The sequence below is a fragment of the Mycobacterium sp. IDUB_17 genome, from assembly GCF_055419465.1.
Genome location: NZ_JBVAXS010000003.1, coordinates 348,044 through 373,340 on the forward strand (window position 1 = coordinate 348,044; position 25,297 = coordinate 373,340).

Annotated in this window: 27 protein-coding genes; 17 read left to right on the forward strand and 10 right to left on the reverse strand. The window is 66.9% G+C overall.

Annotation, left to right across the window (positions count from 1 at the left end):
• Window positions 1–85 precede the first annotated feature (85 nt).
• Complete coding sequence (locus ACZYZ7_RS14610; protein ID WP_463741220.1) at window positions 86–943, forward strand: adenylate/guanylate cyclase domain-containing protein; 858 nt, start codon at window positions 86–88, stop codon at window positions 941–943.
• Here ACZYZ7_RS14610 and ACZYZ7_RS14615 read toward each other — a convergent pair.
• Window positions 894–1,562: a cutinase family protein gene (locus ACZYZ7_RS14615; RefSeq protein WP_450071600.1), complete on the reverse strand. Its 669-nt coding sequence runs from the start codon at window positions 1,560–1,562 to the stop codon at window positions 894–896. The genes ACZYZ7_RS14610 and ACZYZ7_RS14615 overlap by 50 nt on opposite strands.
• Before the next feature lie 48 nt (window positions 1,563–1,610).
• On the opposite strand from ACZYZ7_RS14615, the gene ACZYZ7_RS14620 reads away from it, so the two are divergent.
• The 11 genes from ACZYZ7_RS14620 to ACZYZ7_RS14670 all read left to right on the forward strand — a co-directional run bounded on the left by ACZYZ7_RS14620 (window position 1,611) and on the right by ACZYZ7_RS14670 (window position 9,290).
• The gene (locus ACZYZ7_RS14620; RefSeq protein ID WP_450071585.1) at window positions 1,611–2,021 is read left to right on the forward strand and encodes a nuclear transport factor 2 family protein; all 411 of its coding nucleotides are present in this window, start codon (window positions 1,611–1,613) and stop codon (window positions 2,019–2,021) included.
• Between the two features lie 51 nt (window positions 2,022–2,072).
• Complete coding sequence (locus tag ACZYZ7_RS14625; RefSeq protein WP_135459599.1) at window positions 2,073–2,792, forward strand: NUDIX hydrolase; 720 nt, start codon at window positions 2,073–2,075, stop codon at window positions 2,790–2,792.
• Window positions 2,793–2,890: 98 nt separating this feature from the next.
• A complete protein-coding gene (locus ACZYZ7_RS14630) occupies window positions 2,891–3,490 on the forward strand; it encodes a TetR/AcrR family transcriptional regulator (protein WP_463741221.1) in 600 nt (199 codons plus the stop codon).
• Between the two features lie 150 nt (window positions 3,491–3,640).
• Entirely contained in the window at window positions 3,641–4,300 is a 660-nt protein-coding gene (locus tag ACZYZ7_RS14635; RefSeq protein WP_463741417.1) for a hypothetical protein, read from the forward strand.
• 154 nt (window positions 4,301–4,454) lie between these two features.
• Window positions 4,455–5,978: a nitric oxide reductase activation protein NorD gene (locus tag ACZYZ7_RS14640; RefSeq protein WP_463741222.1), complete on the forward strand. Its 1,524-nt coding sequence runs from the start codon at window positions 4,455–4,457 to the stop codon at window positions 5,976–5,978.
• A gap of 14 nt (window positions 5,979–5,992) precedes the next feature.
• Complete coding sequence (locus ACZYZ7_RS14645; RefSeq protein WP_463741223.1) at window positions 5,993–6,805, forward strand: AAA family ATPase; 813 nt, start codon at window positions 5,993–5,995, stop codon at window positions 6,803–6,805.
• Window positions 6,802–6,930: a hypothetical protein gene (locus tag ACZYZ7_RS14650; protein WP_463741224.1), complete on the forward strand. Its 129-nt coding sequence runs from the start codon at window positions 6,802–6,804 to the stop codon at window positions 6,928–6,930. The genes ACZYZ7_RS14645 and ACZYZ7_RS14650 overlap by 4 nt, the downstream gene beginning before the upstream one ends.
• Window positions 6,927–7,622 carry a hypothetical protein gene (locus tag ACZYZ7_RS14655; RefSeq protein ID WP_450071582.1) on the forward strand — a complete coding sequence of 232 codons (696 nt, stop codon included), beginning with the start codon at window positions 6,927–6,929 and terminating at the stop codon, window positions 7,620–7,622. The genes ACZYZ7_RS14650 and ACZYZ7_RS14655 overlap by 4 nt, the downstream gene beginning before the upstream one ends.
• Before the next feature lie 96 nt (window positions 7,623–7,718).
• Window positions 7,719–8,060, forward strand: a complete 342-nt coding sequence (locus ACZYZ7_RS14660; protein WP_450071598.1) for a hypothetical protein — start codon at window positions 7,719–7,721, stop codon at window positions 8,058–8,060.
• 193 nt (window positions 8,061–8,253) lie between these two features.
• The gene (locus tag ACZYZ7_RS14665; RefSeq protein WP_450071581.1) at window positions 8,254–8,793 is read left to right on the forward strand and encodes a hypothetical protein; all 540 of its coding nucleotides are present in this window, start codon (window positions 8,254–8,256) and stop codon (window positions 8,791–8,793) included.
• 74 nt (window positions 8,794–8,867) lie between these two features.
• Window positions 8,868–9,290, forward strand: a complete 423-nt coding sequence (locus ACZYZ7_RS14670; protein WP_463741225.1) for a hypothetical protein — start codon at window positions 8,868–8,870, stop codon at window positions 9,288–9,290.
• On the opposite strand, the gene ACZYZ7_RS14675 is transcribed toward ACZYZ7_RS14670, so the two are convergent.
• On the reverse strand, window positions 9,269–9,889 hold the full coding sequence (locus tag ACZYZ7_RS14675) for a TetR/AcrR family transcriptional regulator (RefSeq protein ID WP_450071579.1): 621 nt from the start codon (window positions 9,887–9,889) through the stop codon (window positions 9,269–9,271). The two genes, ACZYZ7_RS14670 and ACZYZ7_RS14675, sit on opposite strands and share 22 nt — an antisense overlap.
• Before the next feature lie 164 nt (window positions 9,890–10,053).
• Here ACZYZ7_RS14675 and ACZYZ7_RS14680 point away from each other — a divergent pair, with 164 nt between their 5' ends.
• Window positions 10,054–10,959 (forward strand): alpha/beta hydrolase, encoded by a 906-nt coding sequence (locus tag ACZYZ7_RS14680; RefSeq protein WP_463741226.1) that lies wholly within the window; start codon window positions 10,054–10,056, stop codon window positions 10,957–10,959.
• Here the strand turns inward: ACZYZ7_RS14680 and ACZYZ7_RS14685 are convergent.
• Together ACZYZ7_RS14685 and ACZYZ7_RS14690 are read right to left on the reverse strand one after the other, a co-directional pair.
• Window positions 10,956–11,408, reverse strand: coding sequence for a 6,7-dimethyl-8-ribityllumazine synthase (locus ACZYZ7_RS14685; protein WP_135459585.1), 453 nt, complete (start codon window positions 11,406–11,408; stop codon window positions 10,956–10,958). The two genes, ACZYZ7_RS14680 and ACZYZ7_RS14685, sit on opposite strands and share 4 nt — an antisense overlap.
• Window positions 11,409–11,417: 9 nt before the next feature.
• Window positions 11,418–12,179 carry an alpha/beta hydrolase family protein gene (locus ACZYZ7_RS14690; protein ID WP_450071577.1) on the reverse strand — a complete coding sequence of 254 codons (762 nt, stop codon included), beginning with the start codon at window positions 12,177–12,179 and terminating at the stop codon, window positions 11,418–11,420.
• A 235-nt stretch (window positions 12,180–12,414) separates the two neighbouring features.
• Between ACZYZ7_RS14690 and ACZYZ7_RS14695 the strand changes: the two genes are divergently transcribed.
• On the forward strand, window positions 12,415–13,311 hold the full coding sequence (locus tag ACZYZ7_RS14695) for a mycobacterial-type methylenetetrahydrofolate reductase (RefSeq protein WP_463741227.1): 897 nt from the start codon (window positions 12,415–12,417) through the stop codon (window positions 13,309–13,311).
• Here the strand turns inward: ACZYZ7_RS14695 and ACZYZ7_RS14700 are convergent.
• Window positions 13,308–14,219, reverse strand: coding sequence for a LysR family transcriptional regulator (locus tag ACZYZ7_RS14700; protein ID WP_167858041.1), 912 nt, complete (start codon window positions 14,217–14,219; stop codon window positions 13,308–13,310). The two genes, ACZYZ7_RS14695 and ACZYZ7_RS14700, sit on opposite strands and share 4 nt — an antisense overlap.
• 78 nt (window positions 14,220–14,297) lie before the next feature.
• Here ACZYZ7_RS14700 and ACZYZ7_RS14705 point away from each other — a divergent pair, with 78 nt between their 5' ends.
• Complete coding sequence (locus ACZYZ7_RS14705) at window positions 14,298–15,392, forward strand: nitrilase-related carbon-nitrogen hydrolase (RefSeq protein WP_450071575.1); 1,095 nt, start codon at window positions 14,298–14,300, stop codon at window positions 15,390–15,392.
• Here the strand turns inward: ACZYZ7_RS14705 and ACZYZ7_RS14710 are convergent, their stop codons facing one another.
• From ACZYZ7_RS14710 to ACZYZ7_RS14720, 3 genes are read right to left on the reverse strand one after another with little or no spacing between them, the layout of a single operon-like run.
• The gene (locus tag ACZYZ7_RS14710; protein WP_463741228.1) at window positions 15,393–16,202 is read right to left on the reverse strand and encodes an SDR family NAD(P)-dependent oxidoreductase; all 810 of its coding nucleotides are present in this window, start codon (window positions 16,200–16,202) and stop codon (window positions 15,393–15,395) included. It abuts the gene before it with no gap.
• Between the two features lie 10 nt (window positions 16,203–16,212).
• Entirely contained in the window at window positions 16,213–16,617 is a 405-nt protein-coding gene (locus ACZYZ7_RS14715; protein ID WP_463741229.1) for a nuclear transport factor 2 family protein, read from the reverse strand.
• Window positions 16,614–17,666 carry an alcohol dehydrogenase catalytic domain-containing protein gene (locus ACZYZ7_RS14720; protein WP_463741230.1) on the reverse strand — a complete coding sequence of 351 codons (1,053 nt, stop codon included), beginning with the start codon at window positions 17,664–17,666 and terminating at the stop codon, window positions 16,614–16,616. The genes ACZYZ7_RS14715 and ACZYZ7_RS14720 overlap by 4 nt, the downstream gene beginning before the upstream one ends.
• 117 nt (window positions 17,667–17,783) lie before the next feature.
• Here ACZYZ7_RS14720 and ACZYZ7_RS14725 point away from each other — a divergent pair, with 117 nt between their 5' ends.
• Window positions 17,784–18,605 (forward strand): IclR family transcriptional regulator, encoded by an 822-nt coding sequence (locus ACZYZ7_RS14725; protein ID WP_450071597.1) that lies wholly within the window; start codon window positions 17,784–17,786, stop codon window positions 18,603–18,605.
• Here the strand turns inward: ACZYZ7_RS14725 and ACZYZ7_RS14730 are convergent.
• Window positions 18,571–19,281, reverse strand: a complete 711-nt coding sequence (locus ACZYZ7_RS14730; RefSeq protein WP_463741231.1) for a fumarylacetoacetate hydrolase family protein — start codon at window positions 19,279–19,281, stop codon at window positions 18,571–18,573. The two genes, ACZYZ7_RS14725 and ACZYZ7_RS14730, sit on opposite strands and share 35 nt — an antisense overlap.
• A gap of 118 nt (window positions 19,282–19,399) precedes the next feature.
• Entirely contained in the window at window positions 19,400–21,229 is a 1,830-nt protein-coding gene (locus ACZYZ7_RS14735) for an acyl-CoA dehydrogenase (RefSeq protein WP_450071570.1), read from the reverse strand.
• 137 nt (window positions 21,230–21,366) lie between these two features.
• Between ACZYZ7_RS14735 and hrpA the strand changes: the two genes are divergently transcribed.
• Window positions 21,367–25,260, forward strand: coding sequence for an ATP-dependent RNA helicase HrpA (gene hrpA, locus ACZYZ7_RS14740; protein ID WP_463741232.1), 3,894 nt, complete (start codon window positions 21,367–21,369; stop codon window positions 25,258–25,260).
• The last annotated feature ends 37 nt before the right edge of the window (window positions 25,261–25,297 follow it).

A 25,297-nucleotide genomic window follows, 5' to 3' on the forward strand; every position in this document is an offset into this window, starting at 1 on the left:
GATTACCCCCTCGAGACACCTCGACTCGACGAAATGTGACATGTGCGCCGGAGAACCGGTGTGCGGCGATAATCAGCGGGTGCCGATGCCGACCACGCTTGAGTCCGTCCTGTTGGTCGTTGTCGTCGTGCTGTTCGCGGCGTTCGTCACGTTCCTGGTGCTGTTCATCGTGAGCCGGCGGCAGCTGACGAACGCGCGGCGTGAGATCGAGCGCATGAAGCTCGAGGATGAGGACCGCAGGCGGAAGCGTCGTCGGGGTGTGGCGCCGTTGGCCATCAAGACGGTCTTTCAGACCGCGGACATGCTGATCAACAAGGGGCTGGGCGCAACGGTCCGCAACTCGATCGAGGATCTCGCCGGATGGGCGCAGGTGGAACGCCCGGATCTGGCGCGGCTGACCGCTGACGGACGCGTCGTCATCGTCTTCTCGGACATCGAGGGCTCGACCGAGTACAACGCCGCGATGGGTGACCGGGCCTGGGTGAAGCTGCTGGAGAAGCACAACAAGCTCGTCCAGGCGCGGGTCGACAATCACGGTGGACATGTCGTCAAGACGCAGGGCGACGGTTTCATGATCGCGTTCGCCGACCCTGAGAACGCGGTGCGGTTCGCCACCGATGTGCAGAGCGCGCTCGCGGAGAACGCCCAGCGGTGGCAGGCCATCCGGGTGCGGATCGGCGTGCACATGGGCACCTCGGTGCGCCGCGGTGACGACCTGTTCGGTCTCGACGTCGCGATGGCGGCCCGCGTGGCCGGTCAGGCTGAAGGCGGCGAGATCCTCGTCAGCGAGCCGGTCGGTGACGCGGTCAGGCATCTCGATGACATCGTCCTCGGTGTGGCCCGCGAAGTGGAACTGAAGGGCCTCCCGGGGAAGCACCGGCTCTATCCGGTCCTCAGCCTCGAGCAGCGGGCTTTGGAGGCGGCGGCTGGACGTGACTCGTGACCCATTGCGCGGCGAGCTTGATCAGGCCTGATTTCGGATAGGTGATGTGCGCGTTCCAGTCCCGGCCGGGCGAGCAGATGGGGTCGTTGGTGTTGCACAGGTCCGCGGTCCTGGCGCCGAAGTCGGGGCTCATGCGGGTCAGGGGCTGGCCGAGACGCGCCGACGGGTTACCGAAGACCACGACAGAGGCGACGCGCGGAACGACCGCGGCAGGCAGCGGGGCGGAGTAGCCGAGACCGGCGACCGGTGAGGTGGCCACGACGTCGACCACCGCCGCGCCCTGCGAGTAGCCGCCCATCACGATCTTGGTCTTGGGGCAGCGTGCCGCCGTGGCCTGGATCCGCTTGCTCATGTCGGTGGCTCCGGCCGCGGCCTTCATGAAGTCCCACGACGCGGGGTACTCCACTGCGTAGGTGTCGACCGTCGAGCCTTTGACCATGGGGCGCAGCGTGTCGACGAACGCCTTGCCGACATTGCCGATGCCGGCGGGTTCGTCGGTGCCGCGGGCGAACACGACCTCGATGTCGGGACACTTCGGCGCCGCCGACGACACGGGTGTCGCGATCGTGCACACGGCGGCGGCCGCAGTCACTGCTGCGATGCCCGCGAGGGCCGACACATCACCCACGAATCACTTCTACCACTCTTTCAACAGTGGTGCCCAGGCATGCCAGGTCTGCGTAACGGGTACTCGATGACGGTGACCAGTCCAGTTCTCGACGAACTCCTGCACATCGAACGGGCCGGGTGGGACTCGCTGTGCGAGTCTTCCGGCGCCGATTTCTACGGCGAACTGATGCTGCCCGACGCCGTCATGGTCCTCGCCAACGGCATGGTGATGGACCGGAACACCGTCGTCAGCGCGTTGGCGCAATCCCCGCCGTGGCGTGCGTATGAGATCAGCGGCGTCCGGTTGATCGCCCTCGACGACGACAACGCGGCTCTGGTCTACACGGGTACGGCCTACCGCGACGGCGACGAGCCCGCGTTCGTCGGCGCCATGTCCAGCGTCTACCACCGGGTCGACGGAGTGTGGAAGCTCACGCTGTATCAGCAGACCCGCAAGCCGGACCAGTAGGCGGCGTGGCCTCGCCGGTCGCGTCGAGGGCGTCCCGCATATGGTCGAGCGGTGACGATCGCCTATGACGAAGCCCTGCGGGAACGCATCGGTGCGCATCTGGCGGGGCACGAGCGCCGCGCCGTGACCGACCCGACGAAGCGGCACGCGGCCGTCGCGGTGGTCCTGGTCGACTCCGAACTCGGTGAGGACCGGGTGGATCCGGCTCCGGTCGACGAGTGGATCGGGGGTCGGCCGATGCCGGAGCCCGGACTCGACGGACGCATGGTCGACGTATCCGGCGGGGCCGCTTTCCTGTTGTGTCGCAGGACTTCTCGGCTGTCGTCGCATGCCGCGCAGTGGGCGCTACCCGGCGGGCGGCTGGATCCCGGGGAGTCGGCGATCGAGGCCGCGCTGCGGGAACTGGACGAGGAGGTCGGGGTGAGCCTGCCCGACTCGGCGGTGTTGGGCCTGCTCGACGACTACCCGACCCGCTCGGGATACGTCATCACCCCGGTGGTGGTCTGGGGCGGCGGACGGCTGGATCTGCGGCTGTCGCCCGACGAGGTGGTGGCGGCGTACCGGGTGGGGCTGCATCAGCTGCAGCGCGAGGATTCGCCGCGGTTCATCGCGATTCCGGAGAGCCCGCGCCCGGTGGTGCAGATTCCGTTGGGCAATGACCTGATCCACGCGCCGACCGGCGCGGTGCTGCTGCAGTTGCGCTGGCTGGCCCTGGAGGGGCGCACCGATCCGGTCGACGAACTCGAACAACCGGTCTTCGCCTGGAAGTAGGGCTCAGGACCGGGCCGGGTGTGCCCGCCACCCGGGATAGTGTCCAGTCGTAGCCGATTGAGTGGGTTCATTGAGTCGGGTCAATACGACGGAACGGAATGGCTGTGGCAGACGGGTTGTCTGCGCGTGAGGCGAAGCGCCTGCAGACGCGTGAGCGGTTGATGGGTGCGGCGATCGCAGAGTTCAAACGCGCGGGGATGGCCGAAGCGGACGTGGGCGCGATCGTGACCGCAGCGGGCGTGGCGCACGGCACGTTCTTCTTCCATTTCCCCACCAAGGAGCACGTGCTGCTGGAGCTGGAGCAGCGCGAAGAGGAGCGGATCGCCAAGCAGTACACCCAGTTCCTCAAGAAACCGCACAGCCTGGAGGACGGGCTGCGGGAAGCCATGCGCCTGGTCATCGGGCTGGAACGTAGGCTCGGCGGCGTCCTGTTCAAAGACTTTCTGGCCCTGCACTTCTCGCAGACCCGGCCACCCGCACCGGACAGCCAGGAGCATCCGGTGATCTCCGGGGTGGCCAGGGAGATTGAACTGGCCCAGCAGCAGGGCGCGGTCGCCGCCGACGTCAACCCGTGGAACAGCGCGGTGTTCTTCCTGCTCGGCTTCTACGCGCTGTTGATCACGACCAACGATTGGCCGACCCGCGACGCCCTGCTGGATGACTACGTCGTCAGGACCATACGGAGCCTCGCGCCCTAGACCTGGCGCTGCCCCTGCGGGCCCCTGTCCAGCCGCCGATTCGTTGACTATAGTCAGTCAACAGTTCGGGACCGGCTCGCAGGAGGACGCTTGAATCTGCCGACCATCAGGCCGCGCCGCACGGCCGCGGCAGGTGCGCCCGCGCGCCCGGTGGCCGACCACGACGAGCAGTCCAGAACCGCGCAGCGTCAGGCCGACAAGTGGCTGATCGCCGGTTCGCTACTGATCGGCAGTGCCGTCCTCGGCATCATCGGGCTGCCGATCTTCCTACGCGGTGTGTGGTTGCTGCGACGTGCCCAGCGGGACGGATTGTCGGTGCGTCCGATGATGGTCACGCTGATCGGCTACCTCGTCGTCATCGATGCGGCGATCAACGCGATGGGCTGGTCGCTGGACCTGATCGGCAACCACTCCTTGCTGGCCAGGGTCCTTCTGACGGGCTGGGGCAACATGTTTGACGCCGGTTACTTCTGGCATTTCAACGAGTTGTGGGTGGGCGGTGCAGGCGGCCCGGGGGAGAAGGCCTGGGAGGTCGCCCTCATCCTCACGGTGTTCACCATGCGCATCGCCGCGGGCATCGGGTTCCTGCAGATGAAACGCTGGGGACACCAGTGGATGATCGTCACCTGCTGGATGGGCGTGCTGATCTGGTGCGTCTACGTCTTCAACATGACGATGTTCGCCGACGTCCGCTACGCCGGGGTGATCTTCCCGGTGATCGGCTGGTGGCTCTACGACATCTTCTACATCACCCCGTTCCTGGCGATCCCGTACCTGCACACGGTCAACCGGGAGATCTTCACCGACTGACGCACTCAGATATTGACTGAAGTCAGAAATTCGATCGCGGAGGAGGGTGCAGTGTTCTGGGAAATCTGCCGCTACATCGGCGCGTGGGGCGGCACCGCCCTGATCATCTGGTTCTGGTACTGGATGTTCTCCAACATCGGCACGTTCTGAACTGATGGCCGACCACGACGCGCTCGCGGTCGAACGCAGCTGTGCCCTGACCGCCGTTGCGCTGAGCGGGGGCCGCCGTGACGGGGTGCGGCTGGTCACCGGAGAGCAGCGCGGTTTCGGGCTGAGCGCGCCGCTCGACATCGTGCTGGTTCCCCACCCGGCAGCCGTGCCCACCTGGACCCGACGCTCGTTGACCTGCGGGGTGGCGCTGCAGTGCGCCCCGTCGAAGGACCGGCTGGTGCACTACCGACTCAACGAGCTGTCCGGCCGTGAGCTGCAGGCCCTGACGCTGATCGAAGCCGGGGTGGCGCTGGGCTGGATCGCGACCCGTTGGCCCGGCCTGATCAGCGAAACCCGAAGACTTCTACCGGAACTGGGGCACGCCGACGGCGATCTGCCGGCCGCCGACATGCTGCAGCGGGCAGTGGAGCTGGCGCGCGGCCGCGGACAGCTCGATGTCGACCCGCTGCTGGGCCGGCTGCCCGTCGCCTGGACCGCGCCGGCCGGTCTGACCGACGGGTTGCGCCGCAGGTTCGGCCGGATGCCGTGGACCAGTACCCAAAAGCGGCTACCCAGGCCGTATTCCGTGCCGGTCGGCGGTGACGGCGGAGTGCGCAACCCTAATCTGCCGCCCCCGAGCCGGCCGCAGGACAACGACCTCGACGTCACCCCGCAGCACCGGCCGGGCATTCCCTACCCGGAGTGGAACGCGTGGACCGACAGTTTCCTGCGCGATCACGTCGCCGTCGTCGAGCACGCCAAACCGCCGCGCAGCCGCCAGTCTGCACCGGTATCAGCCGATCTGCGGGCTTGGTTCTCAGAACACACCCACCGTGCGATGACCGACGGCCTGGAGGACGGATCCGACCTGGATGTGGATTCCTATGTGCGCCACCACATCGACCTGGCTACCGGAGAGGCGGGCGAACCCAGGGTATTCCGGGAGTTGTTGCCCAGCAGCCGGGACGTGTCCACGGCGCTGTTGCTCGACGGCAGTTCGTCATTGGGGGTGCACGGCGGCCGGATCTTCCGGCTCGAGCTGGCCTGCGCCGACGCGTTGTCGCGGGCGATGACCCAGGCCCGCGAACGCCACGGCATCTTCGTGTTCTCCGGGAACACCCGGCACCGGGTGGAAGTGCAGTGCCTCAAGGACTTCGAGGACCGGCGGTTCGTCCCGCCGAGCGCGGCCGGCCTGGTCACCGGGGGATACACCCGCCTGGGCGCGCCCTTGCGACATCTGACCAGTCGCCTGCTCGCCCAACCGTCGGAGCGGCGGCTGCTCATCGTCATCGGCGACGGACTGATCTCCGACGAGGGCTATGAGGGGCGCTATGCCTGGGCGGACACCGCGCATGCGGTCGAGGAGGCCAACGACGCCGGAGTCGCCGTGTACTACGTCGGCGTCGGGCCGACCCGTGTCGATCCCCTGCCCGAGGTGTTCGGACCGCGGCGCTCCCAACGGATCCGCCGCGTCGAGGAGCTTCCGCGCGTGCTGGCACACGTACACCGCGAACTGGTCGCGGCCTGACTGGAGGGACGGAATTGAGTACTGACGTATATTTCGCCAACGGCAACGAGATTCAGCTGTTCGAGCAGGCCTACGCCCGCCGGATCCCGGTGATGCTGACCGGTCCGACCGGCTGCGGCAAGACCCGCCTGGTCGAGCACATGGGTTCGTTGTTGCAGCGCCCGGTGGTGACGATCAGCTGCCACGACGACCTGACCAGCTCGGATCTGGTGGGCCGGTTCATGGTCACCGGCGGCGACGTGGTGTGGACCGACGGGCCACTGACCCGCGCGGTCAAGGCCGGGGCCATCTGTTACCTCGACGAGGTGGTCGAGGCCCGGCACGACTCGCTGGCCATCCTGCATTCGCTCACCGACCATCGCCGCGCGCTGTACCTCGACCGGGCCGGGGAGGTGGTGCGGGCACCGGACGCCTTCATGCTGGTGTGCTCCTACAACCCGGCCTATCGCAGTTCGCTCAAGGAGCTCAAACCGTCCTTCCGGCAACGGTTTGCGACGCTGCCGATGACGTACCTGCCGCCCGAGCGCGAGGCCGGGGTGATCGTCGCGGAGACCGGAGTCGGTCACGACACCGCAGCGCGTCTGGTGGCCTGTGCCGTGGCGATCCGCAGCGCAGACGCCGCGTTCCATTTCGAGCCGCCCTCGACCCGCGTGCTGGTCACCGCGGCACAGCTCGTCGCGGAGGGCGCCACCGAATTCGACGCCGCCGAGGCCTGCGTGCTCGCGCCGCTGAGCACCGACGGGGCGATCAACGACGGGCTCCGTGAGGTCGCGGCAGCCGGCCTGCTCGACGGTGCGGCCCGAAACCGAGGAAAGGACGTCCGATGAACGAACAGGAGCGAAAGCGCAAGCGCGCGTTGATTGTTCTACAGGTTGTCGTCTACGGCTACCTGTTGACGATGTTCTGCATCCAGCTGTACATGTCCTTCGCCAGGGGCTGGTGGGACCTGTGAACCTGCCGCTGGCCCGGTCTGATTCGGTGACACTCGAGGATCACCACGAGCAGTCCCGGCTGGCTCAACGCCGGGCCGACAAGTGGATGATCGCCGGCGCCCTGCTGATGGGCATGTGGATTCCGGGTCTGATCGGGTTCCCGATCTTCATGCGTGGGGTGTGGTTACAGCGCCAGGCCCAGCGCGACGGCTTGTCGGTGCGGCCGATGATCGTCACGCTGATCGGCTACCTCGTGCTGATCGACGGTGCGCTCAACAGCCTGGGATGGGCGCTGGATCTGGTGGCCAACCACACCCTGATCAACCGGGTGCTGATGGTCGGCTGGGGCTACATGTTCGACGCCGGCTACTTCTGGCACTACAACGAACTCTGGATCGGCGGTTCGGCCGGGCCGGGTGAGAAGTCGATGGTCTTCGGCATGATCGTCACGGTTTTCGCGATGCGTTGCGCCGCGGCCATCGGGTTCCTGCAGATGAAACGCTGGGGACACCAGTGGATGATCGTCACCTGCTGGATGGGCGTGCTGATCTGGTGCGTCTACGTCTTCAACATGACGATGTTCGCCGACGTCCGCTACGCCGGGGTGATCTTCCCGGTGATCGGCTGGTGGCTCTACGACATCTTCTACATCACCCCGTTCCTGGCGATCCCGTACCTGCACACGGTCAACCGCGAAATCTTCACCGACTGAACATCTTTCAAGGAGCGCATGGTGTCGATAACTGACGAAACCGAAACAGACCCGGCACAGGATCTGCCGCCGGGTACCACGCCGTACTACGCGAACATGCACAAATGGATCAAACGGGCCGTGATGGTGTGCCTGGTCGCGCTGGTCGTGGAGGGCGCGTTCACGTTGCCCTTCATGGCCGTCTACTACGGGTATCCGACGCTCAGCCTGACTCAGATCTGCAGTGAGCTGCTCAAGGTCCGCTACTCCGATGACACGTTGGAGTGCAAGCATCCCTACCCGATGTTCGGCCCGCCGGAGGGCGCCGAAGGCAAGGACACCGCCCGCGACGAGTGGGGGATCCAGCCGACCCCGAAGTACGACCGGTTGGGCTTCCGCGAGTTGGTGCGCCGGTACGAGGAACGTCAGGCCCGCCAGGCCGCGGAACAGGGCAAGTAGATGCCCGATCTCGCCTCGGATCCCGAAGGCGCCGCGGTGTTCCACGGCAACTCCGTGACGCGTGGCTACCGACGGATCCCGGTCGTGTTCACCACGGGCGAGCGGTCGACTGTATTGCGGGGACCTAACGATTCGGTGGTCTCTCGGGGTTGACGCTCGTGCAAGTAGCAAAGCCGTGGTTCAGTGGTAATCGATGTCTGGTACCTGGTCCCCGCGTCGCTGTATCACCGCTGCGGTGACGGCGGGTATTGCGTTGCTCGCGGTGGGGATTCCTTCGGCCACGGCCGCCCCGGCCAGTGATGCCAGGGGATATGTCGATTCCACGGCGCGGTGCGACAGTGCGGACGCGACCGTGCTGTTCGGCAGCACCGACGCCTCGCGGGTGGCGATCTGTTCGGTGTCGGGCGGTAAGTACGAGTACCGCGGTGTGCGGTTGCGCGACGGCGCCAAGTTGGTCGTGCCGGCCTCGCGCAACGACGACGGCGCGTTCCGCGTGGAGAACGCCGGGATCGAATACCTGGTGACCTCGAAGTCGCTGGTGCTCAGCGTGGGGGAGAAGGTGATCCGCGAGGAGTCGATGATCGACTTCCATCGCCCGGGAGCGCCCGCGGCTCAGGACGTACCGAAGTCCCCGGGTACGGCCCCGGCTCCCGCGACAGCGGCGCCCACGCCGACGACTCCGCTGCCGCCGCCGCTTGCCGCCGAAGTCGGTGGAAGCGGCGCCCGTCGTTGAGTCGCTAACCCGCTGACCTGCGCCATCGCCGGTGCCGTTGAACGCAGGCAATGAAAATGATAATCATTAACGGTATGCGTGAGTGCTCGTCGCCCCTGCCGGCATCTGATCTGGACCGCCTGAGACCGGGAACGATCTGTCTGACGGTTCCGCTCGTCGACGAGGTCGTCCAGGTGGGTATCGGCGGCGAGTTTCCGACCACCGTCGTCGCGGTCTCGGTGACGCCGTCATCCGTGCGGGTGCGCCGGCTCGACGGCCGGCGGCTCCAGGCGCACATCGTCGAGGGCTGGGAGGGTGCAACCGAGCCCGGCGTGGCGACTCCGGTATTCGGCGAGCCGGTCGAGGCTTTGGTGCTCGAACGCCGCGGCGGGCGCTGGGTTCCGGGCCCGGGTCTGTGCCGTCGGATCGTCCACCTCGATCCGTTTGTCGGCACGCTCGCACGATTCGCCCTGGCCAAGCAGGCACGCACCGGCGATCAGGCAGTAGGTGCGGCGTAGGTCTGCAGGTACCGGGTCAACGCCCGTTCGCCCTCGGTGAGGATCGCGCGGTCTGTTTCCGGGCCGGCGTGGAAGGCCATCTCCAGCAGACGATCACCCATCTCCACCGCCACCATCGTCACCAGGGGATCGGTGCCTTCGCGCAGCAGGCCCCAATGCAGCAGCCCGGCGTGCAGGGCGTTGGCGAACTCGGCCCGGCGCGCCCGCGGGTCGGCGAGCAGGCCGCTGGCCAGGCTGGTGTAGTGCAGGTTGACCAGGTGCGGGTGGTTGCGCAAGTGCTCGTAGTGGAATTCGAAGATCCCGTGGGCGACCTCGGCCAGGCTGGTCGGGGCGAGCGCGGCCAGTATCGCCGCGCCTTCGGCGTCACGCCGGTCGAGGTGGTCGGAGACGATCTCCTGAAGGATCGCGTCGCGGTTGGGGAAGAACTGATAGACCGTCGCGACCGGGACCTCGGCCCGGTGAGCGATTGCCCGGGTCGTGACGGCGTCGACGCCCTGCGTTTCGAGTAGTTCCAGTGCTGCGGTCCGGATTCGTTCGACGCGTCGTCGGCTGCGCTCCTGCACAGGTTGTCGTCGCCGTAACGGCTTGTGGGTGACCACCTAGAAATCGTCGCACACGAAAAATGTGAACCCGATTCATGTTAACTATTGTCCCGGGCGTTTCGAGGGGGCCAAGGGCTGAGTGCTATGCCGCGGCGCACGGTTGCGACCTCGCGTGGTTGAACTCACAGGGTTGGGGCGGTGCGCCGGTACCGTGGGCAATCGTGTCGATACTGTCTACGCCCCTGGTGGCCGATTCCTTGGCCAGGTTGTTCTCCGCGACGGCGCGCCCGACGCCCATGCGCGGCGTCCGGTTCCCCGAAATCGCCGGCAGCACAACGCTGATCAAAATCCCGACCCGTCACGGTGAGGTGGCCGCGACGGCGTACCACCCGCCGTCGGGCGACGCGAAGCCCGCGGTGTACGTGAACGTGCACGGTGGGGGCTTCGTCGTCGGGCGCCGCGAACAGGACGACCCGTGGTGCCGTTTTCTCGCCGCCCACGCGGATGTCGTTGTGGTCAATGTCGATTACCTGTTGGCTCCGGGGCACCGGTTCCCCACACCGGTCGAACAGATCTATGACGTGCTCAGCTGGGCAGCGGCGCCCGAGCGGGACTGGGACGGCACTCGGCTGTGCGTCGGAGGCCAGAGCGCGGGTGGCAGCCTGTCCGCGGGGGCCGCCCGGCTGGCCTTCGAGAAGGGCGGGCCGCAGATCGCACTCCAGTTTCTGCACTACCCGCCGCTGGATCTCGTCACCGCCACAAGGGACAAGCACTCCCCGCGGGATGCCAAGGCGGTGTTGAAGCCGTGGATGGGCGACGTGTTCGACACCGCGTACGTCCCCGATCGCGCGCAGCGCACGGACCGTCTGGTGTCCCCGGTCTGGGGAGCCAACGCCGACGGACTCGAGGGGATCGCCCCGGCGCTGATCGTCACCGCCGAATACGACCGGCTGCGCGACGAGGCGTGGCAGTACGCGCAGAAGCTCGAGGCGGTGGGCGCCCTGGCCGAGTATCACGAAGTGCCCGACGTCGACCACGGCTACAACATCATGAGCAACGCAACCGAGGTCACCCGCAAGGTCTACGAGCTGATCGCCGGGCACGTCCGTCGCGCCACCGGCAGTTAGCCCAGCGAGCTGTGCAGGGCCAGGGTCGCTGCCACGGCGTTCGCCGCCTCAGCACCCTTCTTGACGAAATGCTTGGTGAAGTAGTCGATGTGCTCGTCGTGCTCGTGGAAATGGTGCGGAGTGAGCACGACCGAGAACACCGGAACGTCGGTGTCGAGTTGCACGCGCATCAGCCCGTCGATCACCGCGGTGGCCACGAAGTCGTGACGGTAGATGCCGCCGTCGACGACGAGGCCGGCCGCGACGATCGCCCGGTAACGCCCGGTGAGTGCCAGACGCTTTGCGGTGAGCGGAATTTCGAAGGCACCGGGCACCTCGAAGAATTCGAGGGCCGCGCCGTCGACGCCGTGGGTGCCGATCTGCTCGGTGAATCCCTCGCGCGCCTTGTCGACGATGTTGCGATGCCAGGTGGCTTGCACGAACGCGATCTGAGTGGCTGCGTCAGACATGTGGTGACGCTATCGCACGTCGAGGTAGGCATCGGCCCAGGCGCCGATGATCCGTCCGGCGCGTTTGGCCTGCCCGGGTCCGGTCAGCAGGTGTTCGGAGCCTTCCAGCGAGACGAAGCTGCGTGGATGGCGGGCGGCCCAGAAGATGTCGCTCGCATTCTTGATGCCGACGGTGTTGTCGGTCGGGGAGTGCAGGATGAGCAGCGGCAGTCTGAGGCCTTTGATCTTGTCGAGCAGCTCGGTGGCCCGGACATCCTCGATGAAGGCCCGCTTGAGTGTCAGCGTCTTCCCGCCGACCATCCACTCGCCGCTGCCCTCGGCGCAGACCTGGTCGATCACCGCGTCGTACTGCCGCTCGACGTGGGTGGGGTCGAACGGCGCGCCCACGGTCACCACGGCCCGCACGCCGGGGGATTGCCGGGCCGCGGCGATCACCGCCGCGCCGCCCCACGAATGCCCGATCAGGAGGTCGGCCGGGGTACCGCGCTCGGCCATGAACGTGCAGGCGGCGATCACGTCATTGGCCTTGGCGGTGAAGGAGCCGTCGCCCCAGTCTCCTTCCGAGTCGCCCAGGCCCAGCGCATCGAAGCGCAACATCCCGATGCCGTCGGCGGCCAGCTGCTTGCAGATGCGGGAGGCGGCCGGTGAGTCCTTGCCGAGGGTGAAACCGTGCGAGAAGACCCCCCAGCCCCGCACCGGCCCGTCGGGCCGATCGATCACACCGGCCAGCATCGGGCCCGTCGAGCTGGGGAAGGTGACGCGCTCAGCCATGAGGGTGGTTTACCACGTAGAGAGCGGTGCCGCGAGGAACGGAAGCGCAGCTCGGGCAGGAAGCGGCCCGGCACTCTAGTTAGCCTGGCGCCGTACTTTGCCTGAAATGCGGCGTTGGTGGGGAGGTACCTGCTTGGTTGCCAGCCTGGCTCCGTAGTCTGGAGGTCAACGTCTGCTGCTGGTCAGTGCCGCCCGGCATGCTGCGACTGAACGCAATGAGATGTGGAGCAAGTTCGTGCCCCTGAACACCATCGCGCTGGAACTGGTCCCGCCGAACCTCGAACGCGGCGTGCAGTACCCCATTGAAGAGGCACGGAAAGTGCTCGCGTTGGCGGCCGAGGCCGGCATCGAAGGGCGGATCCGGCACGTCATGATCCCCGGGATGATCGACGAGGACGACGACCGTCCGATCGAGATGAAGCCGCGGATGGATGTCCTGGAGTACTGGAACATCCTGCGGCCCGAACTTCCCGACATGCGCGGCTTGTGCACCCAGGTCACGTCGTTCCTGGACGAGGCCGCCCTGGGCGGGCGGCTGACCGAGCTGAGCGGGGCCGGTTTCGATGGCATCGCGTTCGTCGGCGTGCCCCGGACCATGAAGGACGGCGAGGGCGAGGGCGTCGCACCCACGGACGCCCTCTCGATCTATGAGCAGCTGGTTCCCAACCGGGGCGCCATCCTCATCCCAACCCGCGAGGGTGAGCAGGGCCGGTTCAAATTCAAGTGCGAGCGGGGCGCGACGTACGGCATGACACAGTTGCTGTACTCCGACGCCATCGTCGGTTTCCTCAAAGAGTTCGCCGAGACCACCGATCACCGGCCCGAGATCCTGCTGTCATTCGGCTTCGTGCCGAAGATGGAGTCCAGGGTCGGGCTGATCAACTGGCTGATCCAGGATCCGGGCAATGAGGCCGTGGCCGCCGAGCAGGAGTTCGTCAGCCAGCTGGCCGAACGCGACTCGGATGAGAAGCGCAAGCTGATGCTGGACCTGTACAAGCGGGTGATCGACGGGGTGGCCGATCTCGGCTTCCCGCTGAGCATCCACTTCGAGGCGGCCTACGGGGTGTCGAAGCCCGCATTCGAGACCTTCGCCGAGATGCTCGCCTACTGGGCGCCGGACCGGGTTTCCTAGCTCGTCTCCAGGTCCCCCTTGATACCGGCCTGCTCCAGGAATGCCTGTGCAGTTGCCGGGATCCGTTGTCGATGCCAGATCAAGACCAGGGGCCGCTCGGGGCGCGGCCGGCGCAATTCGATGGTCGCGATGTGGGGCCGGGCCCACTCGGCGGTCGACCGCGGCATGAGCGCGATCCCGAGCCCGGCCCCGACAAGTTCAGCGAGATCGGTGAGGTGGTCGGTCTCGGCCCTGACGTCCGGCGTGAACCCTACTTCTGCACAAGCTGTTTCGAGAACGGTGCGTAACCCTGTCCCATTGGTGAGGCATGCGAAGCGCTCGTCGCGCAGTGCGGATATCGCGACCGACGACTGTTCCGCGAGCGGGTGATCACGTGCCACCGCCACCACCAGGGGTTCGGTGACCAGGGCGGCCGCAGCGAGCGCGGCAGGTAGACGCTGCCTGGTCGGGCCGCCGAGAAGCCGCTCGCCGATCAGCCCGATGAGCGCGGTGTCGATGCGGCCGGCCAGGACGTCGGCGACGAGCGAGTCGGAATCGTTGACGCGCAACGTGATCCGCACCTCGTGGTGGCGATGCTGAAATATCCGCAGCGGGGTCAGAAGCTCCGCTGGTGGTGACGCCACGGTACCGATCGTCAAGCGACCGGCAAGAACGCCGTGTAGTGCAGCGACGGCGTGTCGCCCGGCCGCCACCGTGTCCAGAACGGCTCGGGCGTGCGGCAGGAACGCCTCGCCCTCGGCGGTGAGCCGGACCCGGCGCTCGGACCTGTCGAACAACCTGACACCCAGTTCCCGTTCAAGCTGGGCGATTTGCTGACTGATCGCTGGTTGCGCAACGTGTGCCCGCAACGCGGCGCGGGTGAATCCGCCCTCCTCCACCACCGCGAGCAGATACTCGAGCTGGCGCATTTCCATAAGTGAAGCTTATTCAGATCGATCGGAAACATGTATTCGACTTCTGGCAAAGGGGCGGGCAATGTTGAATTTGTGAACCCCGCAGACAACCGACTGATCGATCCGTACAACGCGGTCGGCCTGATCCCCAACTTCCAGCCCATCAGCGGTCGAGCTGACATCGCTGTCAACATCGACCATCTCGAACACCTGGCAGCGGGCGCGTTCTGGCTGTCGAATCTCGATATCCCGGTGCGGTTGCTGGCCATTCCAGAGGGGGCACTGCAGGGTTTCACCGACGAGATCCGTGATGCCGACCATGCCGAGTATGCGGCGACGTGTGCCATCGACATCCCGGGACCGGAAACCGACCGACTGGGGGAGATGGCGCGGCGCTGGAATGTGTTCGTCATGGGTCAGGCGAAGGCGCGGCATCCCGAGTGGAAGGACCTGTTCTTCAACGTCGGGTTTGTGATCGCCCCGTCCGGTGAGATAGTGCTACAGCACTACAAGCTGAACGCGCTTCTGCCGGTGGAGCGTTCGGTTTCGCCGCACGATCTGTTCGACTGGTGGGTAGAGCGGTACGGCAGGACCCTCGACGCGTTCTGGCCCGTGGCAGATACCGAGATCGGCCGGCTCGGCGTGATGATGGCCATGGAGGGCAACTTCCCGGAAAACGGTCGGGGCCTGGCGATGAACGGCGCCGAGGTGGTTTACCGGGCCTCGCTGCCGGCGGCATTCACCGAGAACGATGTCTTCGAAATCAGCAATCGTGCCCGGGCACTGGAGAACAACTTCTACGTCGTGGCACCGAACATCGGTGGCAGCATCGAGAACGGAGCACCACCGATCGATGCCGGCGGCGGACGGTCGATGATCGTCGACTACAAAGGCGGAATCGTCGGTAAACAGTTCGACACCAACGGCTCGACCTTTGTCGCGGGCACCGTCAACATCCAGGCGCTGCGGCACCACCGGGCCTCTGCGCAGGTGACGAACTGGCTCAAAGATGTCCGTACCGAGCTCGCGGAGATCATCTACGAACGCCCCATATACCCGAAAAACCGCTACCTACACCGAATCCCGGGAAACCACGCGGAGTTTCGGCGAGAAGTTATCGAGCGCCAGATCGAGCTACTTACCGAGCGCGACATCTGGCGACCGCCGTACCAGAATCCGACGGAATGATCAGCCCATCGCAGCGGTGACCGCTTGCGCGATGAACCGCACGGCGTCGTTGCGACTGACCGCGGCCATCAGTTGTGCGGCGGCTTGGGTCTCGGGACCCACCAGACACGTCGGTCCCTCGGTGAGGTTGGCGAACGCGGCCGTCACCACATCGTCGACGGCTGCGGCGCCCGGCGGTGTCTGTGCCGGAGAGTCGATCTGGCCCCGTTCGTGCTCGAGCTTGCGCAGTGCGGGAGTGTCCGTCTTGCCCAGGATCAACCCGAGCACATCGACACCCTTCCCGTGCAGCTCGGTCCACAACGCCTCGGCGAACACCATGTCGAAGGCTTTGCTCGCACCGTAGGCCACCATGTTCGGACCGCCGGCGAATCCGGCCCCGGACCCGAAGATGATGATGCCGCCGCGGCCCCGATCGACCATCGGTTGTGCGTAGTGGTGGCACAGCTGCATCGGCACCATGCAGTTGCGCTGCACCAGTGATTCCGCGTCCGCGAGCGGCCCGGACAGGAACGGTGCGAAGTTGGGATCGGCGCCCGCGCAGTACACCAGGAAGCCGATGTCCAGATCCGAGGTGGCTGAGATCACCTCAGCGGCAGCTGCAGGTGCGGCCAGATCAATTGCCAGCGTGCGGGTTTGCACTCCGGTCCGGGCTGCGATAACTGAGGCGACATCGTCGAGAACAGTTTGGCGCCGGGCCAGCAGTACCACGTTGAGGCCGCGGCGGGCCAGCTCTTCGGCCATCGCCGAACCGACTCCGTCGGAGGCCCCGGCCACGAGTGCCCACGGCCCGTACCTGTCTGCGAATTCCATCGATGACTCCTTAGACCGCAACGACTCGGACCGGGGTGAAGTGCCTGCGTGCGATGCGCCAACCGCCGGTGGAGCGCACCAGCTCGTCGTCGTAGAAGCCGACGGCGTTGACGCCGGAGTTGTTGTCTTGAGCCATGATCAGCGCGTCGACGTAGGTGCGGGCCGTTGCGGCGTCACCGTCGACGGCGATTGCGTGGTTACTCAACCGGTGCATGGTGTGTCCGGCCATCGCGTGGGTTTGATCCATGAACTCGGTGACCGCGTCCACTCCGTTCCAGGCACCGATCTCGCCGTAGTCGAGCACGCAGTCGTCGGTGAACACGGTCCGGAACAAGGGCCAGTCCCGCCGGTCGATGCCGGTCGCATAGCGGACCAGCACGTCGGCGATATCCAGGCGGTCTTCGTGGTAGGTCATGCGTGATCTCCGTTCGGATGCACAATGATTCGGGCGGGCCCTGCCGAACGGCGGGCCAGTTCGAGCGCGTCGGGAACCTCGTCGAGCGGCACCACCATGCCGATGCTGGGCGTCGGGTCCAGGTCTCCGGTGACGATGGCGTCCAGCGTCCCGTACCAGTCCTGCGGCCACGGTCCACCGCCGAACTGCAGGGTCACTCCCTGGCGGGTGGCAGTGGTGATGTCGAGGGTGTCGCCGGTGTACCACCCGCCGGCGCAGTAGATGCGGGTGCCCATGTCGGATTCCTCGACGATCTTCTGGATCAGTCCTGACGCACCGACGCATTCGAACACCACGGCCGCGCCCCACAGGTTGCGTTCGGTACGCACCTCGCGCCAGACCTCGATCGGTGAGCGTTCGGCCGGGTCGACGGCGATGTGGGCGCCGAACTCCTTGCAGGCCAGGGCACGTCGATCCGCCTGGTAGTCCGAGACGATGATCGGTTCGACGCTGCGGCGGCCCAGCGCCGCCACTGCGGACAGCCCGATCGCGCCCGCACCGATCACGATGGGGATCTCGCCGGGTTCGAGTCGAGCACTGCGGACGTAGAACTCGCCGACCGCGAAGGCGTCCGTGAGCGCGACGGCATCGTCAGAGGCGTCGCCCGTGACGGCACGGGCGATCGCTTCGGTGACCACCACCAGCTCGGCGAAACTTCCCGGCGAATCAGGGTGCTGACCGATGATGTGTGCGCCGTCGGCGCCGCCGTTGATCAGTTTGATGGGGATCGAGGTGACCCGGGTGCCGACGGGGAACTGGTCGCTGCAGCCGGGACCGTGCCCGATGACCTCGCCGACGAACTCGTGGCCCAGCACCACATCCTGTCCGGTGTCGTAGAGCGATCGGCCGGTCGGATCGTTGAGCCCGAGTTCCGGGTGGTCCATGAAATGGACATCGGACGCGCAGATCGCGGTACTCAGTACTCGCAACAGGAGCTCGCCCCGACCCGGTGCGGGATCGGCGATCTCACGCACCGTCAGTGTGCCCTCGCGTAAGACGACTGCGCGCATCGCACCTATCGATTCTCGAATAATCGAGATATTCTCTCGAATTGACAAGACCGACTGTAGGAACCGCCCAGAGGGGAGTCAAGGGTGCGCGGTGCAAGTTCGGCGCCGACGAGCCGGGTGCTGGATGTGATCGAGTTGCTGGCGAGTGCCGGCGACGTGCGGTTGCGGTTCTCCGACGTGGTCAGCGCACTGGACCTGACGCAGGCCACCGCACACGCGATCCTCAAGACCTTGTGCGACCGGGGCTGGCTGATCCGTGATCCCGTGGACAAGACGTTCGCGCTGGGACCCGGCCTGGCCGTGGTGGCTGCCCGAACCGAGGCGGCGCGACCGCTGGCACATGCGGCTCACATTGCCGCACAAGAACTTTCAGAGCAGTTCGGGCATGCCGCCTCTGTGGTCGAACGGGTCGCCGATGAACTGGTGATCACCGCGTTCGAGGGCGCCGGGCCGCGGCCGGCGGGCACGCCGGGGGATCGCATCCGGTACGCGCCGCCGTTCGGCGTCGCCTTCGCCGCCTGGGATTCGCCCGTTGAGCAGCGGGCCTGGATCGAGCGTGCACCCGCGGCAATCGCGGGGCGTCTGGAGCAGGTGCTGGCCCAGACCAGGGAGCAGGGTTTCGACGTTGACTGGACGACGCCGGATCTGACCCGGGCAGCGCAGATGGTCGGCTCACTGCCGAGTGACGGACTGCCCGACCACGTCCGCGGCATCACCGATCAATTGCTCGCCGAGTTCACCACCATCGGCTTGGCGCCGGCCGGCGACGCGGCCGGCAAGGCACAGCCGGTGGCCACGATCGCCGCACCGGTGTTCGACGCTCACGGCCGGGTCGCACTCATCCTGTCGGTACACCCGCTGCGGCCCATGACCGCCCGCCAGGTGGACACCGCAGGGCAGCGGGTCAGGCGGGCCGCCGATCGGCTGAGCCGACCGTGAAGCTGAACTCCGCAACTCCGTCGACACCACCGGAGACCACGTCGCCGGGTTGCATCGGACCGACCCCGGCCGGGGTTCCGCTGTAGATCAGGTCGCCCGGTGCCAGGTCGACGGCAGCCGAGATCGCGCTGATGACCTCCGGCACCGTCCAGATCAGGTCCTTGAGGTCACCGTGCTGCTTGAGCTCGCCGTTGACCCGCAGCCAGATCTCGCCGCTGTCGGGGTGACCGACTTCGGCGACCGGATGGATCGGCGTGCACGGGGCGGATGCGTCGAACCCCTTGGCCCAATCCCAGGGCCGGCTGAGCTTCTTGGCCTCGTCCTGCAGATCGCGCCGGGTCAGGTCGACGCCGACCCCGTAGCCCCAGACCAGGCTCAGCGCGTCGTCCGGTGCCACGTCGCGGCCCCCGGCACCCAGCGCCACCACGAGCTCGATCTCGTGGTGAAACGACGAGGTCAGCGACGGGTAGGGGACCGTGCCCGCCGCGTCGATCACGGCGTCGGCCGGCTTCATGAAGAAGAACGGCGGTTCCCGGTCGGGGTCCTTGCCCATCTCGCGCGCGTGGGCCGCGTAATTGCGTCCGACGCAGAACACCCGTCGCACCGGGAAGCGCTCAGGCCCGGTGCTCACCGGGAGCGACGCCTGCGGTGGGGCTGGGATCACGAAGTCGGCCATGGGAACCATCATCCGGGCATCGCCGTGGCGTGGCACGTCACGAACGTGGATCCTCTGCGAGTTTTCAGCTGTTTTTTCGCAGAGGATCCACGCTCGAGGTGTAGCGCGCAATCCGGCGTCAGAACGCGGCGTTGTCCAGGTGCATGACCTCGCCGTCGACCGACTCGACAACTTCGCGAACCGCCGTCAGCAGCGGCAACATGTTGTGCGCGAAGAACTTCGCCACCGCGACCTTGCCTTCGTAGAACGGCCGGTCGCGATCGGTCGCGGTTGCCAGCGCGGTCTGGGCGACCTGCGCGCCGACCAGCAGGCGCCAGCCGATGAGCAGATCGCCCACCGCCAGCAGGAACCGCACCGAACCGAGGCCGACCTTGTACAGCTGCTCGGGCTGTTCCTGAGCGGACATCAGGTAGCCGGTCAGCGTGGCCGCCATCGACTGCACATCGGCCAACGCAGTGGCCAGCCGCGCGATCTCGGGTTCCAGCCCGGCGCCCTCGGATTCGATCGTGGCCGAGATCTGCGCCGCCACATGCGCCAGCGCTCCACCCTGATCGCGGATGATCTTGCGGAAGAAGAAGTCCAGCGCCTGGATCGCGGTGGTGCCCTCGTAGAGCGAATCGATCTTGGCGTCGCGGATGTACTGCTCGATCGGGTAGTCCTGCAGGTAGCCGGATCCGCCGAGGGTCTGCAGCGATTCCGTCAGGATCTCGTAGGCCTTCTCGGAGCCGACGCCCTTCACGATCGGCAGCAGCAGGTCGTTGACGCGGTGCGCCAGGCCGGCGTCGGCGCCCGAGACATGTTGCGCCACCACAGAATCCTGGTGCGCCGCGGTGTACAGGTACACCGACCGCAGGCCCTCGGCGTAGGCCTTCTGCGTGAGCAGGCTGCGCCGCACGTCGGGGTGCTCGATGATCGCGACCCGCGGTGCGGTCTTGTCGGTCATCTTGAGCATGTCCGAGCCCTGGATGCGTTCCTTGGCGTAGGCCAGTGCATTGAGGTAGCCGGTGGACAGGGTGCCGGCCGACTTCACCCCGACGGTCATGCGCGCGTTCTCGATCACGCGGAACATCTGCGCGATGCCGTTGTGCACGTCGCCGACGAGATAGCCGACGGCCGGGGTGCCGTGCGCACCGAAGGTGAGCTCGCAGGTCGGTGACGACTTGATGCCCATCTTGTGCTCGAGACCGGTGACGAACACGCCGTTGCGCTCCCCGAGTTCGAGGGTCTCGGGGTCGAAGTGGAACTTCGGGACGTAGAACAGGCTCAGGCCCTTGGTGCCGGGCCCGGCGCCCTCGGGGCGGGCCAGCACGAGGTGGAAGACGTTCTCGGCGGTGTCGCCGACGTCACCACCGGAGATGAAACGCTTCACCCCGTCGATGTGCCAGGTGCCGTCGGGCTGCGCGATGGCCTTTGTGCGGCCCGCGCCCACGTCGGATCCGGCATCCGGCTCCGTCAGCACCATGGTGCCGGCCCAGCCCTTGTCCATGCTCATGCGCGCCCAGCGCTGCTGCTCCTCGGTGCCGACCTCGGCCAGGGTGTGCGCCATCGCCGGGCCGAGTCCGTAGAGGAACATTGCCGACGGGTTGGCGCCCATGATCATTTCCTGGATGGCCCACACCAACGATGCGGGCGCCGGTGTGCCGCCGGCGTTCTCGGCGAGGCCGATGCGCCACCACTCGGCGTCCTTGACTGCCTGCACCGTCTTGGCGAGGGGCCCGGGCATCGTGATCTCGTGGGTTGCCGGATCGAACTCGGGCGGGTTGCGGTCGCTGTCGACGAACGACTCTGCGACGACGCCTTCGGCAAAGCGGGCGACCTCGTCGAGCATGGTCTGTGCGGTCTCTGCGTCGAGGTCGCCGAATGCGCCCGAGTCGAGGACCGGACCCAAGGCGAGAACCTGGAAGAGATTGAATTCGATATCGCGGACATTGGCGATGTAGTGAGCCACGATCTGCAAGCGTTGCCGACGCCGGACGGGGTACGCAAGCGTAGGTGCAGCAACCTACGGCTACGGAACCGGAGGTTGCCAGCTCCGAGCGGGATGTGAGCTGCATCACATTTGATCATGCACCTATCCTTGACCGAGTGTCCGAACCGTCAGTCGCCGAGCTTCGCTCCCGCCTCGACGACTTGACCATCCGCGATGCGGATCGGTTGCGCCGCCGCCTGCGGAATCTGCGTGACGCGGAGCCGGCCAAGATCGAGAAGATCGCCGAACAGATCGCGGCCGCGGAAGGCCTCGTCCTCACCCGCCGGGCCGCCGTCCCGGCCATCACCTATCCCGATCTGCCGGTCAGTCAGCACCGCGATGAGCTGGCCAAAGCCATCAGCGAGAACCAGGTGGTGGTGGTCGCCGGCGCGACGGGCTCGGGCAAGACCACGCAGCTGCCCAAGATCTGCCTCGACCTCGGTCGCGGCATCCGCGGCACCATCGGTCACACCCAGCCCCGCCGGCTCGCCGCGCGCACGGTGGCCCAGCGCATCGCCGACGAACTCGGCACCCCGCTGGGCGACGCCGTCGGCTACACGGTGCGCTTCACCGACCAGGCCAGCGATTCGACCCTGATCAAGCTGATGACCGACGGCATTCTGCTCGCCGAGATTCAAAGAGACCGTCGGCTGCTGCGCTACGACACGCTGATCCTCGACGAGGCGCACGAGCGCAGCCTCAACATCGACTTCCTGCTCGGCTACCTGCGTGAGCTGTTGCCGCGACGGCCCGACCTCAAGGTCATCGTCACCTCGGCCACCATCGAGCCGGAGCGGTTCGCGGCGCACTTCAACGGTGCCCCGATCGTCGAGGTGTCCGGGCGGACCTATCCCGTCGAGATCCGGTACCGGCCTCTGGAAGTCACCGTCGGCGGCGCAGACGACGCCGATGATCCCGATGATCCCGACCACGAGATCGTGCGGACCGAACTCCGCGATCCGACCGAGGCCATCGTCGACGCGGTCCGCGAGCTGGAGTCCGAACCTCCGGGCGACGTGCTGGTGTTCCTGTCCGGTGAGCGTGAAATCCGAGACACTGCAGAAGCATTGAAGGACCTGCGCAACACCGAGGTGCTGCCGCTGTATGCCCGATTGCCCACCGCCGACCAGCAGAAGGTGTTCCAGCCCAGCCGCACCGGTCGGCGAATCGTGCTGGCCACCAACGTGGCCGAGACGTCGCTTACCGTGCCGGGCATCCGGTACGTCGTCGACCCCGGCACCGCGCGGATCTCCCGCTACAGCCGGCGCACCAAGGTGCAGCGGCTGCCGATCGAGCCGATCTCCCAGGCCTCGGCCGCCCAACGGGCCGGTCGCTCCGGACGTACCGCGCCCGGCGTCTGCATCCGGCTGTACTCGGAGGCGGACTTCGAATCACGGCCCCGGTACACCGATCCGGAGATCCTGCGGACCAACCTGGCCGCGGTGATCCTGCAGATGGCTGCCCTTCAGCTCGGCGACATCGCGGAGTTTCCCTTCTTGGATCCACCGGATGCCCGCAGCATCCGCGACGGCGTGCAATTGCTGCAGGAACTCGGCGCGTTCGATGCGGCGGGCGCGCTGACCGATGTCGGACGACGCCTGGCGAGGTTGCCGCTCGATCCGCGCGTCGGGCGGATGATCCTGCAGGCCGACACCGAGGGCTGCGTGCGTGAGGTGCTGGTGCTGGCGGCCGCGTTGTCGATCCCCGATCCGCGCGAGCGCCCGACTGACCGGGAGGAAGCGGCGCGCCAGAAGCACGCGCGGTTTGCCGACGAGCATTCGGACTTCATCTCGTATCTCAACCTGTGGAACTACCTGCGGGAGCAGCGAAACCAGCTTTCTGGCAATGCCTTCCGGCGGATGTGCCGCGAGGAGTTCCTGCACTATCTGCGGATCCGGGAGTGGCAGGACCTGACCGGGCAGCTGCGCAGCATCGCCCGCGACATCGGGATCCGCGAGAGTGACGAGCCTGCCGAGCCGGCCAGCATCCACGCCGCGCTGACCGCGGGCCTGCTGTCCCATGTCGGGCTGCGGGAGGGGGAGTCCCGCGACTATGCCGGCGCGCGCAACTCCAAGTTCGTGCTGGCGCCGGGTTCGGTGTTGACGAAGAAACCGCCGCGCTGGATCGTGGTGGCCGACCTGGTCGAGACGAGTCGGCTGTTCGGGCGGATCGCGGCCAAGGCCGAACCCGAGGCGATCGAGCGGGTCGCCGGACATCTGGTGCAACGCAACTACAGCGAACCGCACTGGGAGGCCAAACGCGGTGCGGTGGTGGCGTTCGAGCGGGTCACGCTCTACGGGCTGCCGCTGGTTCCGCGCCGGAAAATCGGATACACGCAGATCGACCCGGAGCTGTGCCGCGAGTTGTTCATCCGGCATGCACTGGTCGAGGGCGACTGGCAGACCCGGCACCACTTCTTCCGCGACAACGCGCGGCTGCGCACCGAACTCGAGGAGATCGAGGAGCGGGCTCGGCGGCGCGACCTTCTGGTCGGCGACGACGACATCTACGCGCTCTACGACGCCCGCATCCCGGCCGACGTCGTCTCCGCGCGCCACTTCGACGCCTGGTGGAAGAAGCAGCGGCACAAGACACCTGACCTCCTCACCTTCACGCGCGACGACCTGCTGCGTTCCGAGGACGGTGCGGACAATCCCGACACCTGGCAGACCGGCGATCTCGAACTGCCGCTGACCTACCGGTTCGAGCCCGGGGCCGCCGACGACGGAGTCACCGTGCACGTGCCGGTCGGTGTGCTGGCCCGGCTCGGCGGTGACGGCTTCGCCTGGCAGGTACCGGCTTTGCGGGAGGAACTCGTCACCGCGCTGATCAAGTCACTGCCCAAGGACCTGCGGCGCAACTTCGTCCCGGCTCCCGACACCGCGCGCGCCATCCTGGGTGACATCGATCCCTCCGCGGGGTCATTGCTGGACGAGATCCAGCGCGAACTGCGCAGGCGCAGCGGCATTCTGGTACCGATCGACGCGTTCGACCTGAGCAAGATCCCGGACCATCTGCGGATGACCTTCGCCGTGGAATCGGCCGACGGCAAAGAGGTGGCCCGCGGCAAGAACATCGACGCGCTGCGCGAGCAGTTGGCCGTCCCCGTCGCCCAGGCCGTGGCCGACGCGCTGGGCGGTGACCTGGAACGCACCGGGTTGCGGGCCTGGCCCGAGGATCTCGACGAGCTGCCGCGCACGGTGGAAAACGTGAGCGGCGGGCACACCGTCCGCGGATACCCGGCCTTCGTGGATACCGGAAAGGCCGTCGACATCAAGGTGTTCGCCAACCCGGCGGATCAGGCCGCAGCCATGCGGCCGGGACTGCGCAGGCTGTTGCGCCTGACCGTACCGTCACCGGTCAAGGCGATCGAGCGGGGCCTGAGCACCCGGACCCGACTGGCACTCAACGCCAATCCCGACGGCACTCTGGCCGCGCTGCTCGATGATTGCGCCGACGCGGCCGCGGATGTGTTGGTTCCCAAGCCGGTGTGGACGAAGGCCGAGTTCGCCGGCGTCCTGGCCCGGGCCGGCAAGGAACTCGGCCCCACCACGCAAGCCGGGGTGAGCCGGGTCGAGAAGGTGCTGGCCGCCGCGCACGAGGTGCAGGTCGCGCTGCCAGACAAGCCGTCAGCCGCCCAGGCCGATGCCGTCGCCGATATCCGGTCTCAACTGGATCGACTGTTGCCCAAGCGATTTGTCACCGTGACCGGCATCGCGCGGCTGAACGATCTGGCGCGATATGTCACCGCGATGGCCCGCCGGTTGGAGCGGTTGCCGCAGGCAGTAGGCGCCGATCGGGATCGGATGTCACAGGTGCATGCCGTCGAGGACGCCTATGACGAACTGGTTCAGGCGCTTTCGCCGGGCCGCGCCGCGGCCGCCGACATCCGAGACATCGCGTGGCAGATCGAGGAACTGCGGGTCAGCCTGTGGGCCCAGCAGCTCGGCACTCCGCGGCCGGTCAGCGAGCAGCGCATCTACAAGGCGATCGACGCCGTCACCCGATAGCCGCCGAAACGGTATTCCAGCAGGTGCCTTCTCGCAC

Excerpts from the sequence above, each read along its gene's own strand:
- ACZYZ7_RS14650 (WP_463741224.1), top strand. The coding sequence starts at position 6,802 with ATGAACGAACAGGAGCGAAAGCGCAAGCGCGCGTTGATTGTTCTACAG.
- ACZYZ7_RS14630 (WP_463741221.1), top strand. The coding sequence starts at position 2,891 with ATGGCTGTGGCAGACGGGTTGTCTGCGCGTGAGGCGAAGCGCCTGCAG.
- ACZYZ7_RS14665 (WP_450071581.1), top strand. The coding sequence starts at position 8,254 with ATGTCTGGTACCTGGTCCCCGCGTCGCTGTATCACCGCTGCGGTGACG.
- ACZYZ7_RS14715 (WP_463741229.1), bottom strand. The coding sequence starts at position 16,617 with ATGACCTACCACGAAGACCGCCTGGATATCGCCGACGTGCTGGTCCGC.
- ACZYZ7_RS14720 (WP_463741230.1), bottom strand. The coding sequence starts at position 17,666 with ATGCGCGCAGTCGTCTTACGCGAGGGCACACTGACGGTGCGTGAGATC.
- ACZYZ7_RS14610 (WP_463741220.1), top strand. The coding sequence starts at position 86 with ATGCCGACCACGCTTGAGTCCGTCCTGTTGGTCGTTGTCGTCGTGCTG.
- ACZYZ7_RS14620 (WP_450071585.1), top strand. The coding sequence starts at position 1,611 with ATGCCAGGTCTGCGTAACGGGTACTCGATGACGGTGACCAGTCCAGTT.
- ACZYZ7_RS14685 (WP_135459585.1), bottom strand. The coding sequence starts at position 11,408 with ATGTCTGACGCAGCCACTCAGATCGCGTTCGTGCAAGCCACCTGGCAT.
- ACZYZ7_RS14660 (WP_450071598.1), top strand. The coding sequence starts at position 7,719 with ATGCACAAATGGATCAAACGGGCCGTGATGGTGTGCCTGGTCGCGCTG.
- ACZYZ7_RS14690 (WP_450071577.1), bottom strand. The coding sequence starts at position 12,179 with ATGGCTGAGCGCGTCACCTTCCCCAGCTCGACGGGCCCGATGCTGGCC.
- ACZYZ7_RS14730 (WP_463741231.1), bottom strand. The coding sequence starts at position 19,281 with ATGGCCGACTTCGTGATCCCAGCCCCACCGCAGGCGTCGCTCCCGGTG.
- ACZYZ7_RS14670 (WP_463741225.1), top strand. The coding sequence starts at position 8,868 with ATGCGTGAGTGCTCGTCGCCCCTGCCGGCATCTGATCTGGACCGCCTG.
- ACZYZ7_RS14700 (WP_167858041.1), bottom strand. The coding sequence starts at position 14,219 with ATGCGCCAGCTCGAGTATCTGCTCGCGGTGGTGGAGGAGGGCGGATTC.
- ACZYZ7_RS14710 (WP_463741228.1), bottom strand. The coding sequence starts at position 16,202 with ATGGAATTCGCAGACAGGTACGGGCCGTGGGCACTCGTGGCCGGGGCC.
- ACZYZ7_RS14640 (WP_463741222.1), top strand. The coding sequence starts at position 4,455 with ATGGCCGACCACGACGCGCTCGCGGTCGAACGCAGCTGTGCCCTGACC.